13 protein-coding genes are annotated in these 13,951 nt (G+C 42.5%); all 13 read left to right on the forward strand.

Annotation, left to right across the window (positions count from 1 at the left end; genetic code table 11):
• Window positions 1-126: 126 nt before the first annotated feature.
• Window positions 127-1,086, forward strand: coding sequence for a carbon-nitrogen hydrolase family protein (locus tag BVC89_RS04525; protein WP_086930054.1), 960 nt, complete (start codon window positions 127-129; stop codon window positions 1,084-1,086).
• A 146-nt stretch (window positions 1,087-1,232) separates the two neighbouring features.
• Window positions 1,233-1,664, forward strand: coding sequence for an Lrp/AsnC family transcriptional regulator (locus BVC89_RS04530; protein ID WP_086930055.1), 432 nt, complete (start codon window positions 1,233-1,235; stop codon window positions 1,662-1,664).
• Window positions 1,665-1,973: 309 nt separating this feature from the next.
• Window positions 1,974-3,197: an argininosuccinate synthase gene (locus tag BVC89_RS04535; RefSeq protein WP_086930056.1), complete on the forward strand. Its 1,224-nt coding sequence runs from the start codon at window positions 1,974-1,976 to the stop codon at window positions 3,195-3,197.
• An 856-nt stretch (window positions 3,198-4,053) separates the two neighbouring features.
• Window positions 4,054-5,508 carry a cytochrome-c oxidase, cbb3-type subunit I gene (gene ccoN / locus BVC89_RS04540; protein ID WP_086930057.1) on the forward strand — a complete coding sequence of 485 codons (1,455 nt, stop codon included), beginning with the start codon at window positions 4,054-4,056 and terminating at the stop codon, window positions 5,506-5,508.
• A gap of 64 nt (window positions 5,509-5,572) precedes the next feature.
• Complete coding sequence (gene ccoO, locus BVC89_RS04545) at window positions 5,573-6,184, forward strand: cytochrome-c oxidase, cbb3-type subunit II (RefSeq protein ID WP_086930058.1); 612 nt, start codon at window positions 5,573-5,575, stop codon at window positions 6,182-6,184.
• A 15-nt stretch (window positions 6,185-6,199) separates the two neighbouring features.
• A complete protein-coding gene (locus BVC89_RS04550) occupies window positions 6,200-6,403 on the forward strand; it encodes a cbb3-type cytochrome oxidase subunit 3 (protein WP_086930059.1) in 204 nt (67 codons plus the stop codon).
• Between the two features lie 2 nt (window positions 6,404-6,405).
• Window positions 6,406-7,299, forward strand: coding sequence for a cytochrome-c oxidase, cbb3-type subunit III (ccoP, locus tag BVC89_RS04555; RefSeq protein ID WP_086930060.1), 894 nt, complete (start codon window positions 6,406-6,408; stop codon window positions 7,297-7,299).
• Window positions 7,300-7,415: 116 nt separating this feature from the next.
• Complete coding sequence (gene ccoG, locus BVC89_RS04560) at window positions 7,416-8,849, forward strand: cytochrome c oxidase accessory protein CcoG (RefSeq protein WP_086930061.1); 1,434 nt, start codon at window positions 7,416-7,418, stop codon at window positions 8,847-8,849.
• Complete coding sequence (locus BVC89_RS04565) at window positions 8,846-9,415, forward strand: FixH family protein (RefSeq protein WP_086930062.1); 570 nt, start codon at window positions 8,846-8,848, stop codon at window positions 9,413-9,415. Before ccoG ends, BVC89_RS04565 begins: the two co-directional genes overlap by 4 nt.
• A 5-nt stretch (window positions 9,416-9,420) precedes the next feature.
• On the forward strand, window positions 9,421-11,823 hold the full coding sequence (locus BVC89_RS04570) for a heavy metal translocating P-type ATPase (RefSeq protein WP_245929339.1): 2,403 nt from the start codon (window positions 9,421-9,423) through the stop codon (window positions 11,821-11,823).
• Between the two features lie 28 nt (window positions 11,824-11,851).
• Window positions 11,852-12,070 carry a cbb3-type cytochrome oxidase assembly protein CcoS gene (ccoS, locus tag BVC89_RS04575; protein ID WP_086930063.1) on the forward strand — a complete coding sequence of 73 codons (219 nt, stop codon included), beginning with the start codon at window positions 11,852-11,854 and terminating at the stop codon, window positions 12,068-12,070.
• Window positions 12,071-12,168: 98 nt separating this feature from the next.
• Window positions 12,169-12,954, forward strand: a complete 786-nt coding sequence (locus tag BVC89_RS04580) for a sulfite exporter TauE/SafE family protein (protein ID WP_086930064.1) — start codon at window positions 12,169-12,171, stop codon at window positions 12,952-12,954.
• Window positions 12,955-13,042: 88 nt separating this feature from the next.
• Window positions 13,043-13,666, forward strand: a complete 624-nt coding sequence (locus tag BVC89_RS04585; RefSeq protein ID WP_086930065.1) for a ParA family protein — start codon at window positions 13,043-13,045, stop codon at window positions 13,664-13,666.
• The last annotated feature ends 285 nt before the right edge of the window (window positions 13,667-13,951 follow it).

Here is a 13,951-nt window from a genome sequence, read left to right on the forward strand (position 1 = left end):
TCTTATACTGGTCTGGCCACTAATTTTAAAGTATCTGGAATAAGCATATGATGAATAGTTAGTACCAATCGTTTTTGCTATCAGGCCTGACGAATACTTTCAAACCTCATTTCATAGGATCCCCTTATGCAAGCAGATTCCCTACTCAATATTGCATTCGCACAAATTGCTCCAGTATGGCTAAATAAACTGGCAACCATTGATAAAGTTATCGCCGCAATTGAGTCGGCTGCAAAGCTGGACGCACACCTTGTGGCATTCGGTGAGTCGTTATTACCAGGTTACCCATTTTGGCTCTCCGTCACTAATGGTTCCGAATTTGAGTCAAAAGTGCAAAAAGAGATTCATGCTCATTATGTGCGCAATGCTATATCTGTCGAAGGCGGGGACTTAGCCACTATCTGCGAAACCTGCAAGCAAAATAACATTGCCGCTTATATTGGCACTATCGAAAAAGCCTCCAATCGAGGTGGAAAAAGTCTATATTGCTCGATGGTCTACATTGATGCCAAGGGCATTATCGGGTCTGTGCACCGCAAGCTTATGCCTACTTATGAAGAGCGTTTAACCTGGTCGCCTGGCGATGGCAATGGCCTTCGGGTTCATCCTCTGGGAGCGTTTACCGTGGGAGGGCTTAACTGCTGGGAAAATTGGATGCCCTTGCCACGCGCTGCCTTATATGGTCAAGGAGAAGACCTGCACGTAGCCATATGGCCTGGCAGTGAGCGTAATACTCAAGATATTACCCGTTTTATTGCAAAAGAAGCGCGTTCCTATGTTATGTCGGTAAGTGGTTTAATGCGTAAAGAAGATTTTCCGGAAGATACGCCTAATCTAGAGCTAATCTTGGAAAAGCCGCAAGACTTCTATGCTTCAGGAGGTTCATGTATCGCAGCTCCTGATGGCTCCTGGATAATAGAGCCTTTGAACGGTGAAGAAGCGGTTATGGTCGCTACTATTGATCACAACCGAGTTTTGGAGGAGCGCCAGAATTTCGATCCGTCTGGGCATTACTCTCGCCCGGATGTAACGCACTTGTCTGTCAATCGCAAACGCCAGGCCACGGTATCCTTTAGCGACGACTAAATAGATTTACCATTTCACCATCCTAAGGCTTAGCCACCTAAGCCTTAGCTGAATCCTCTTCAGTCCACTTTTATCTGTTATATGTAACTCTGCGTTGTCGTCTTGCTATACTTCATCCTTGTCAATATTACGGAATATCCGTCGAAATGATTACTGATACTACTGATAAAAGCTTGTTACATCTTTTACGCTGTAATAGCCGCGCTTCCATTGCAGAACTGGCACGAGAACTAAGCCTGTCTCGCTCCACAGTCAAAGACCGTATTAGTCGTCTGGAAAAGAAGGGCGTGATTAAAGGATATTCTCTGGTGCTCAGTGATGAATATACCAAAGGTCATGTGTCGGCCCATGTGATGGTAAGTTTAGCATCAGGGTCTTCTGCGCAAACTATGCGAAACCTTAAAGACATTGAACAAATTACTATCGCTTATGCTGTCAGTGGTATCTACGATTTGATTGTCTTGGTGGAAGCAGAATCAACCGGTGAACTAGATAAGGTGCTTGATGATATTCGCGAAATCGAGGGTATCAAAGACACTGTCACCAGTGTAGTTCTGTCAACAAAGTTTGAACGCTAGCAAGGGCCTGCCGACACTCGTCACACCTGCTGATGTGTATGCTTTTCGTATTATTAGAGGCGATAGGAGCGGCCCAACTGGTGTCAATAGACCCTAAGATCTTTGGCTAATATTAAACATTATTTTGTCTAAAATTGTATTTTTAAAATAATATTCTATAAAAACCACTAAAAATGTTAATATTTCGAACATTCGTTCAGTTTAATCGCCTTTAGTGATTGTTTCTTTAGGCAGGTTAAGGATAAAATTCCGCTCCCTACTGAGTAGGGCTAAATCTAAATTACCAAGTATGAAATGTGAGGGTTCTCAATGTCAGCCGATATCAAAAAAGTTGTTCTTGCCTATTCTGGAGGTTTAGATACCTCGGTCATAGTGCTTTGGCTGCAAGAGACTTATGGCTGTGAAGTGGTGACTTTTACAGCGGATATCGGTCAAGGGGAAGAGGTAGAGCCAGCTCGAGCTAAAGCTGAAGCGCTTGGCGTCAAAGAAATTTATATCGACGACTTGAGAGAAGAGTTTGCCCGTGATTTTGTCTTCCCTATGTTTCGCGCCAATGCTATTTATGAGGGTGAATACTTATTGGGTACTTCGATTGCTCGCCCGCTAATTGCTAAGCGTTTAATTGAGATCGCTAATGAAACCGGTGCCGATGCTATTTCTCATGGTGCGACGGGTAAAGGTAATGACCAGGTGCGTTTTGAACTAGGGGCCTATGCTTTGAAGCCGGGCATTCATGTAATTGCGCCCTGGCGTGAATGGGATTTAACTTCTCGTGAAACCTTGATGGCCTATTGTGAAAAACACCAGATTCCAGTTGATTTCTCAAGTGCTAAGAAAAAGTCTCCTTACTCTATGGATGCCAATCTCCTTCATATCTCATACGAAGGCGGAATTTTGGAAGATCCATGGGCAGAAGCTGAAGCTGATATGTGGCGCTGGTCGGTAGCTCCGGAAGATGCGCCCGATACTCCAGAATATCTAGAAATTAGCTTTAAAGGCGGTGATCCCGTAGCCATTAATGGTGAAGCTATGTCTCCGGCAACTTTACTTGAGTTTCTCAACAAGAAAGGTGGCGAGCATGGCGTTGGACGACTCGATATTGTTGAAAATCGCTATGTTGGAATGAAGTCCCGTGGTTGTTACGAAACTCCCGGTGGGACAATATTACTGCCTGCCCATAGAGCTATTGAATCCATCACCTTAGATCGTGAAGTTGCACATCTGAAAGATTCGCTAATGCCTAAGTATGCTGAGCAAGTATATAACGGTTACTGGTGGAGCCCTGAGCGTAAAATGTTGCAAGCCGCTATCGATGATTCTCAGCATGTAGTTAATGGAGATGTTCGCGTTAAGCTTTATAAAGGTGCTGTTACTGTTGTTGGGCGTCGTTCTGATAACAGCTTATTTGATGAAAACATTGCAACTTTTGAAGACGATGCCGGGGCCTATGATCAAAAAGATGCGGCAGGCTTTATTAAACTCAATGCATTGCGCATGCGTATCGCTGCACAAAAGGGCCGTACTCAAGGTTGATGGTTTATTTAAGCCGGCTTTTAACGGCAGTTTATTAATTGTGTTTTGATCATTTGAGGCAGGGCATTTGTCCTGCTCATATAATGTGATTTGCACTTAAAACAAGTCTTATTAAGTCCATTCTATTGCTTTCATTTCTCTTACTTTAAATAGGGCTTTTGGCTTAGTATTCGTTAGCTGAGCTCAGCTGATAGAGAATCGACACATCTGAACGTGTAGTTATTTGCGTAAAATAGTAAGGCTTATTTCAGCTGTTATGTGTAACTGCCATCTGTAGCTATTATCGCTGCATATAATTAGCAGGTTAAATATCCAGGTTAATAGCAAGTCTTATAATATTGTCATACCAGTAGTATATATATGCTACTGTTATAGCAGCTTATGAGTACTCTGCTGTGTGCTTTTGTCGGTGCTTACTTTCTCTTCAATAGTATGGTTGCTCGCTGTTGTACTTTCTAGGTTATTTTGAAACTGAGTGTAAACCGAATAGCAAGGTAGCATATCGCTATTTTGTCCACTATGATTGGCGCCGAAATTTTGACTGCAACATTACTTGCCGTTTTTGGATGAAAGATAAGCATTAAACACTAAATATTACTTTAGTGTGACCAAAAGTCTTTAGAACAGGTCTAAAAACTGTTATCTAGCACAGGTGTTTATAACCAGAGCCTATTTTTAAGTACTTATGTTGTATTGAATATAGGCTCTTCAGGTAGTGGCGCACTTGACTCTAATCAAAGTACTGATGCCATTACCGTCTATAATTTCTAAAAATGACGACAAATCGAGAATTGGGAATCCGCGTTATCTCGGTGTCGACTGTTTAAAAACAATATATCTTTAATAGGAAAAGTGTATGAGTGCTGACGTGGCATCGGCTCATGGATCACAAGATAGTGAAAATTATAATTATCATGTGGTTCAACAATTTACCATTATGACAATTGTTTGGGGCATTGTCGGTATGGCAGTTGGTGTAATGCTGGCTGCGCAGCTGTATTGGCCCGAACTTAACGATATCTTGCAGCCCTATTCTCACTTTGGCCGCCTGCGTCCCTTGCATACAAATGCTGTTATCTTTGCCTTTGGTGGATGTGCTTTATTTGCTACATCCTACTATGTTGTGCAAAGAACCTGTCAGGCTAGGCTCTTTGGTGGCCCACTTATTGGGTTTACCTTTTGGGGGTGGCAAGCGGTTATTGTAGCGGCTGCTATCTCATTACCTATGGGTTATACCACATCGAAAGAGTATGCCGAGCTAGAATGGCCGATTGATATATTGATTACCTTGGTCTGGGTTTCTTATGCGATTGTATTTTTCGGTACTGTCATGAAACGAAAAATGTCGCATATTTATGTGGCTAACTGGTTCTTTGGTGCTTTTATTCTAACTGTTGCAGTTCTGCATGTAGTCAATAGCATGGCAATACCCGTAGGGCCTATGAAATCATACTCCATGTACAGCGGTGCCATGGATGCGATGGTGCAATGGTGGTATGGTCACAATGCGGTTGGGTTTTTCTTAACAGCGGGCTTTTTGGGTATTATGTATTATTTTGTACCTAAACAAGCAGGCCGCCCTGTTTATTCTTATCAGCTCTCCATCGTGCATTTTTGGGCTTTAGTCTCCATTTATATCTGGGCTGGCCCCCACCATCTGCACTACTCAGCGTTGCCCGATTGGGCTCAAACGTTGGGTGCCATAATGTCCATTATTCTATTGGCGCCATCATGGGGCGGTATGATCAACGGTATTATGACTTTGTCTGGTGCTTGGCATAAATTGCGTACTGATCCCACCTTACGTTTCTTGGTGGTGTCTCTGTCTTTTTACGGTATGTCTACTTTTGAAGGGCCGATGATGTCAATCAAAACTGTAAATGCCCTTTCTCACAATACTGACTGGACTATTGGCCATGTTCATTCCGGTGCTCTGGGCTGGGTTGCGATGATTTCTATCGGTGCTGTCTATCACCTTATTCCGGTTTTATTCAATCGTAAACAGATGTGGAGCGTAGCTTTAATCAATGTACATTTTTGGTTGGCAACAGTAGGCACCGTGTTATACATCGCCTCCATGTGGGTAAACGGTTTACTACAAGGCCTTATGTGGAGAGCATTCAACCAGGATGGAAGCTTAACTTATAGTTTCGTTGAATCGGTAGAAGCCAGTTATCCAGGGCATTTTGTTCGCTTCCTCGGTGGTGCTTGCTTCTTACTTGGCATGTTGATTATGGCCTTTAACGCTTATCGCACCGTATACGATAAGGAGACTGAACCCGACAATGTCAGTGAACCGCAGCTTGTTTAAATCGGATTTTGGAAGAGATAAAAATAGTTATGAATACACAATATGCCTGGCTGGGAGATACTAAGTGAAAAATCACGACATTGTTGAAAAAAATCTCGGGCTTATGTTGGTGCTTGTTGTTGTCGCCATTAGCTTTGGTGGCTTAGTTGAAATTGTTCCCAATTTCTATTTGCCTGAAACGTCTAAACCTATCGCTGGTTTGAAGCCTTTAACCGCTGTGCAATTGGAAGGGCGAGATATTTACATCCGTGAAGGATGCACCGTTTGCCATACTCAAATGGTGCGTCCACTCAGAGCTGAAGTCGAGCGTTATGGCCATTATTCGGTCGCGGGTGAATCTGTCTATGAGCATCCCTTCCTATGGGGGTCTAAGCGAACCGGTCCTGACCTTGCCAGAGTGGGCAAACGTTACAGCGATAATTGGCATAAAGCGCATTTGTACAATCCACGAAATGTCGTTCCCAATTCTAATATGCCAGCTTTTCCCTGGTTATTTGATAACAAACTCGACGGTAAAGGTACAGCTGCGAAAATGGAAGGCTTACGTTTTGTAGGAGTGCCATATACCGATGAAGATATTGCCGGAGCAAAAGCCGCCGTTAAAGGTGTGACGGAAATAGATGCGCTGGTTGCCTACTTACAGCAATTGGGAACCCTGAAAAAAGCAAAACGCTAACGTTGGAGTTAATCGATGGATATTAATACCTTACGCGGCATGTCGGTTATTTTAGTAATGATAGCGTTTGCTGGTATTTGCTGGTGGGCTTTCAGCCCAAAGCACAGAAAAAAGTTTAATGAGGCAGCACAGTTGCCCTTTGCCGATGAGTCGGCAGAAGACGAGAACACAAAATCAAATATTCATTGTCAGCAAGATGATGATGCGAGGGCAAATTAGCTATGACACTCTTTTGGCAGTTATGGATTTTTATTTTGACAGCCACATGCCTGGGATTAATCTTTTGGGTATTGATGGCCAACCGCAAAGTGGCTTTACGGGACGACGAAGATCCGGAAAATAAAACCACAGGCCATGTATATGATGGTATTGAAGAGTATGACAACCCCTTACCTAAGTGGTGGTTCCAGCTATTTTTAGGCAGTATGGTTTGGGCCTTGGTTTACCTTGTTTGGTATCCTGGTGTGTGGGATGGCTTTGGCGGATGGACTTCCGTTGGCGAACTTAAAGCACATCAAGAAAAGGCGGTAAAGAAACATGTAAAAAGTTATGGTGTGTTTTCGCAGATGCCGGTGGAAGAACTTATCCATGATAACCGCGCAATGAAAATGGGAGTGCGTCTTTTCGCCAATAACTGTGCTGTATGCCATGGCGCTGATGGTGGTGGTAATTTTGGCATTCCCAACTTAACTGATGGCGATTGGTTATATGGTGGTACACCAGACACCATAAAACACACCTTATTAAATGGTCGTGCAGGTAATATGCCCGCATGGGGGCCGATTTTAGGTGAAGAGAAAATTTCACATATTGCTGAGTATGTGTTGCAATTGTCGGGGCAAGAACACACACAGAGTGTCGCGGCCATCGGAAAAACCTTATTCGATCAAAACTGCAGCGCCTGCCATGGTGCTGATGGTAAAGGTATGGCGGCATTGGGTGCGCCTAATTTGACCGACGATGTTTGGCTATATGATGGTAGCCGAGAAGGTATTTTACATTCTATTCGCAACGGCTTAGCAAATGAGATGCCGGCGCAAAAAGACTTACTAAGAGAAGAGAAAATTCATATTTTAACAGCCTATGTCTATTCGCTCTCTTTTGATTACGAATAGTCTGAAGTTTATATTTATAAGATTATTAACGGCTAGGATTGCCATACAAGGGCTTGAGTTCTCAAGCCCTCAAGACTTTATAAGTCGTCTTTAATTTTGAGATAGGTTCGAGTGAAGTGGCAGAGGAAAAACAAACATCGGGCGGCGATGGAGAGATACGTTACATAAATCTCTATGAGTCAGAAGATAAAATTTATACCCGCAAAGTTTCTGGTTTCTTTCAGGCAATAAGACGTTATACCGGCCTACCTTTAATTGCCGCTTATCTATTGTTACCTTGGTTTGTCATCGACGGACGTCCGGCCGTGTTGTTTGATTTGCCGACTCGTCAATTCCATGTTTTGTGGCTGACTTTTTGGCCGCAAGATTTCATGTTACTAGCATGGCTACTAATAATTTCGGCATTCGCCTTATTTACAGTAACGGTATTGCTCGGCCGAGTGTGGTGCGGTTTTACTTGTCCGCAAACGGTATGGACACTTATGTTCATTTATATCGAACATCTTTTTGAAGGAGATAGAAATAAACGTATCAAATTGGATAAACAAAGGTGGAATGTAGAAAAGTTTTTACGAAAAGCAGGTAAGCATAGTGTTTGGGTATTAATTGCTTTTATCACTGGCGTCACTTTTATTGGTTATTTTGTTCCCATCCGAGATTTATTAGAAGGACTTTTCCCCTATCGCGATGCTTTAGGTATGATCCGCATCGATGCCCATCCAGCTGCAGCTTTTTGGACTCTATTTTTTACCGGTATGACTTATCTAAATGCAGGATGGATGCGAGAACAGGTCTGTAAGTATATGTGCCCCTATGCGCGCTTTCAGTCTGTTATGTACGACAGTGATACTTTGGCAGTACATTATGATCAAAAGCGTGGAGAGAAGCGTGGTGCCCGCAAAAATACCGATGACACAGAAGCTCTAGGCTTGGGGGACTGTATTGATTGTTCCTGGTGTGTACAAGTTTGTCCTGTTGATATTGATATTCGCGATGGTCTGCAATATGAGTGTATTAACTGCGGTCTTTGTGTTGATGCATGTAATACCGTAATGGATAAAATGAAGTATGAACGCGGACTGATTCGCTTTACTTCTGAAGATGAGTTGGATACAGGGGTGACGAAATTTATTCGCCCGCGTTTATTTGGCTACTGTTTTATTGTTGTTGCCATGGTATCGGTTTTTCTTTATGTGGTATTCACACGATCTCCTTTGGGGCTCGATGTCATTCGCGACCGCGGTGCACGTATGTATCGTGTTGTCGGTGATGATGTGCAAAATGTTTATACCATAAAAATTAGTAATATGGATCGTTCCACGCACAGTTATAATATTAGTATCGACGGGGATTATCCATTTAAAGTAGAGCGTTTTCGTTCATTCGAGGTATTAGCTGGCGAAGTGTTTTCGATGCCGCTTAGAGTATCGATTCCCAAGCGGTCTCTTGAAACTGAGAAAAGTAAAATTAAAATTGTTATTGAAGCCAAAGACGATAGTTCGATTTCAGCCGTAGAAGAGACCAATTTTATTGGGCCGGTGAAAAAATGAATGTTCCTGATGATCAAGTAGCAAAGGTGTGGTATCGCGAGCCATGGTTTTGGATGGTATTAGCGCCACTTATTGCTGTTGTTTTTTCCTCTGCGACCATGGTGTTTTTGGCTGTTACCTCGGCTGATGATGTGGTGTCAGATGATTATTATAAAGAAGGTCGTCTTCTGGCCCAGGAATTTACCTCTGAGGAGCATGCTAAATCCTTGGGTTTACAGGGGGATATTAGGTTTGACTGGTTAACCCATGAAGTTATCCTGCGTCTAAATAAGAATATAACCGCTGATCAACTGTCTCTTCTTGTTTCTCATCCCGCCAAATCAAAATATGATAGGACTTTAATTTTACAGCGAGTTGCACCTAGTTTATTTCGCGCGGATTTGGATGAAATGCTTCAAGGGCGTTGGTACTTGCGCCTAAGTGCTTATAAAAAACTAAGTAAACAAGAAGATCCCCTTGCAAGTAATGCTGGCGAACGCGAAAGTGGCGGCGCAGTGTTAGAAGAGATTTGGCGTTTAAATGGTGAGGTCGACTTTGTAGATACCACAGACGTCGTGCTCGAGTAACGATTGTGAGCCGTGCGTGTTTTCATTGTGGACTACCTGCAATCGATGAGTTTTCTATCGAGATAAAAGGTGAAAACCACGCCTTTTGCTGTATGGGCTGCCAAGCTGTGACGCTTGCGATTATGGCCGGCGGTTTATCAGATTTTTACAGTTATCGAGATAAACTTAATGTTCAAGCTAAACCTGTTGGTTCTAGCTATCTCGCCTATGACCTTGATGAGGTACAAGAAGAATTTGTTTCTTTGCTAGAGGATGGTAGTAGTGAGGCACTCATTTCTATCCCTGATATATCCTGTGCTGCCTGTGCCTGGTTAATTGAGAATCACATAATTAATCTCGATGGTGTTAAGAAGATTAGTGTTAATGCCACGAATTATCGCTGCCGTATTATTTGGGACAAGTCGCGCACTAAATTAAGCGATATTTTTATTGCCTTGGCAAAAATAGGCTATACCGCAACTCCATATCTAGAATCACAAGATGGTGCTATGCGCAAAGCTCAATCGCGCACGGCACTTATTCGTCTAGGTGTTGCCGGTATAGGTATGATGCAGGTGGGTATGTTTGCGATCGCCTTGCATGCGGGGTCTATACAAGGAATTGAAGACTCCTGGCAGCAGTTCTTTCGCTGGTTTAGCTTACTGGTAGCAACGCCAGTGGTATTTTTCAGTGCTGCCCCTTTTTTCAAAAGTGCCTATAACAATTTAAAACTATTCCATTTAAATATGGATGTGCCTGTGTCTTTGGCAATCGGTTTAGCTTATGTTGCTAGTATTTGGGCCACGTTACATAATACTGGCGACGTCTACTTTGATTCCATTTCGATGTTTACTTTCTTTCTATTACTTGGTCGCTTTTTAGAAATGAAAGTTCGGCACAGCAGTGCTTTTTCTACTGAAAAAATATCTCGCTTACTACCTCTAAGTGTTACGCGTGTTAACAAACAAAACCGAGAAGAAGTACCTCTTAAGGCTCTAAACATCGGTGATACGGTCGAGGTGTTAGCAGGAGAGGTGATTCCCTGTGATGGCAGAATTATTGAGGGTCACGGTGTTGTTGACGAATCTATGCTAACGGGGGAGTTTTTGCCGCAATCAAAAAAAATTGGCGATTTTGTTTTTGCTGGAGCAACCAATCATGAGACGCCTTTTTTACTGGAAGCGACAGCGGTAAGTCATAAAACACAACTTGCATCCGTTGAGCAGTTAGTGGAAAGGGCGATGATGGATAAGCCTCACATTGTTGCCAGCGCCGATCGTTTAGCTAGTCGATTTATTTTATTTATCCTTATCACTGCCTTTGGGGTTGCCACTTACTGGTATTTTAACGCACCAGATAAAGCGTTGTGGATTGTATTATCTTTATTGGTGGCTACTTGCCCTTGTGCTTTATCATTGGCTACACCAGCTGCTTTAACCGCAGGCACATTAAGGCTTCGCAAAATCGGATTGTTAGTATCATCTGGGCAATTAGTAGAAAAGCTTGCCAACGTCTCTCATATTGTTTTTGATAAAACCGGAACTTTAACCGAAGGTGATTTTTCGATAGCAAAAGTTCTTCTACAAAGTGATAAAAGTGAAGCTGAAGTTTTAGAGATTATTTCAGCTTTAGAGGCCAATAGCCGCCATCCGATTGCTGCTGCATTCCAGAAAACTGCTTTGCCCTATGTTGCTTCCAATGTTGAAATCATCACTGGCGGTGGGGTTGCGGGTGAGGTCGACGGTATTTACTATAGGTTTGGTAAGAAATCATTTGCTTGTCCGAATAAAACTTTAGACTACCCAAGTGATGGTATGTGGCAATTGCTAGCTTGCGGTGATGAAGTTGTTGCCTGGGTATTATTAGTGGATAAGCCCAGAGAATATATTCAAGAGCTACTGAATTTTTTGAATAGTAAAAAGATTAAAACGCTTCTCTTAAGCGGCGATAGAAAAGCCAATGTTGATCTATTTGCTAAGACCTACAACATCGAGGCCGTCGGCCAGGTTTCACCGGAAGAAAAACTAGCAACAATTAAAAATATGCAAAAGGATAATGCGCGGGTGTTAATGGTTGGTGATGGTATTAATGATGTGCCGGTGTTAAGTGGCGCCAGTATGTCAATCGCAATGGGAGATGCCACGCGCTTAGCTCAAACTCATGCTGATGCAGTATTGATGAATGGTAATTTACGCACCATTGTCACCGCTATGGAGTTAGCCACTCGCATTCGTTTTAAGATAAAGCAAAATCTTACCTGGGCGTTGATATATAATGTCAGTATTCTACCCTTGGCCGCTGTAGGGTGGGTACCACCTTATGCTGCGGCAATCGGTATGTCGTTAAGTTCTTTATTAGTTGTGTTAAATGCTGTGCGCTTAGGTGCTGATAACAGTTCTGATGGAAATAGCGGTAAAATAAAAAAGTAAATTCGAACCCTCTTGTAGGTAAACACTTGTGGAAAGTTTGTTTATTCTCATACCAATAGCTATGTTAATAGTCTTTATTGCCGTGCGCTTATTTATTTGGGCGGTAAGGTCTGGTCAGTTTGAAGACTTGGATACAGAAGGTAAACGGATTCTTTTCGATAATGATATAAAGACTACCTCTACAAGCAAGGCGAATTCAGATAATAAGGATACAACAGCACATACCCGTTCAGATAAGCTGGAGTAATGCCCCTATATATACTTGGTTGTATGACTATGTCTCAATTAATTTTCTAATTTTTCTATTTTATACACGCGAATTTCTATCTCTTAGAGCTATTTTATATGTCCATAGATGTATTTTTTTCCGCTTTTGTCATTGGTTTATTAGGTGCAGGCCACTGCTTAGGTATGTGTGGCGGAATCGCGGCAGCTTTATCCTTCGGCATTGCAGAAGCTTCGCAAGTGCGTAAGTTGTATATTTTAATTGCTTACAACTTAGGGCGTATTATAAGTTATGGTTTGATAGGCGCTATAGCCGGTATTTTAGGGCGGGCTTTACAGCCGCTATTTAGTGGTTTTACGGATTTGCCTGTGTTACGTATATTCGCTGCCGTGATGTTAATTCTAATGGGCTTGTATATTTCCGGCTGGTGGAAGCTACTAGTACAATTAGAAAAACTCGGAGCACTACTTTGGCGCAGATTGCAACCTCTCAGTGAAGGGCTTTTTCCCGTACAAACATTGAAGGCTGCATTTTGTATCGGCGCTCTCTGGGGGTGGCTTCCTTGCGGTCTTGTTTATTCAGCTTTAGCATACAGTTTAGCCCAAGGTAATGTTATCTCATCGTCTGTGGTTATGTTGGCTTTTGGTTTGGGAACGCTACCAATACTATTGGTAGGAGGTTTAGCAGGAGAAAAACTTAAATCATTGTTACGCGCCAAAGCGCTGCGTTGGCTAATGGGCGTGCTATTGATTGCTTTTGGTCTTGCCAGTCTTTTCTTTACTTTCCAGCATGCAGGTCATGATCATGGAGGAAAACACTCCACATCCTCAAGTTCCGTCTATAATCATAGTGATGTGGGAGCTAACGAGGAGAATAAAGGCGAGCATGAGCACCATCATCATTAAGGCATACTCTCGTTAGCTGAGTGATATTTTTGCACTGGCGTAGATCTGGTCGGTGCATATAGCGACCTAAGTCGATTGTTGATTCTTTATGGGCCAAATATTTATTGCCAACCCTAAGGGTGGGTGCGGAAAAACAACCATATCGACACAGCTGGCGGCATATTTTGCAACGCATGGCCAACGTGTCTTACTTGCAGACCATGATGCACTGAAATGCAGTAGCGATTGGCTTGCCAGTCGGCCCGATTTCATTGCGAAAATTGAGTCTGTTGCTGCCAGTGTTGATGAACTAATCGACAGTGATGGTGTTGATTGGGTTGTGCACGATATGCCAGCCGCCTGGAGTTTGGATAACGTGCAAAACATCTTGCACAGCCACGACTATGTGCTAGTGCCAGTGTTGCCCTCGCCCAATGATATTAAAGCCTGTTTACGTTTCCTTATGAAGATTTATCGTTCAGGGATTTTAGAGTCGGGAATAAGAGTGGGCCTGATCGCAAATCGTACACGTTCTAATACGCGTTACTTCAAAATTCTAAATGCTTTTTTACTGCGCCTCAAATTGCCGATAGTAACTGAGCTTCGTGACACTCAAAATTATATTCGTGCAATGGATGAGGGTTTAAGTATTTTTGACCTACCACCCAGTAAAGTCAGTCGTGACCTTGAACAGTGGGCGCCAATTTTTGAGTGGCTTGATAAAACAGCTTGAGTATTTCTTTCCTACTATTTCCGCTTGAAATTTAGTCGTTATATCTACAAAAGATTAATACAGTGCAAGTGACGACTAAATGATGTATATATCTTTATCTAAAATAAATCTTTGCTGACAAATGTAAAAAAATGTACGTATATGTGGCGATGTCTTGCGTCGATTTATTCTTTTAATGCCTTAGTGAAGAAATAAAAGAAAAAAAATGATTGTTTTTTTTTCCATAAACTCTGTTCTTGGTTGTATTTAGTTATCAACTATAAACCTCTATTTAGATGAAATGTG

This window comes from Agarilytica rhodophyticola (assembly GCF_002157225.2).
GTDB classification, from domain to species: Bacteria; Pseudomonadota; Gammaproteobacteria; order Pseudomonadales; family Cellvibrionaceae; genus Agarilytica; species Agarilytica rhodophyticola.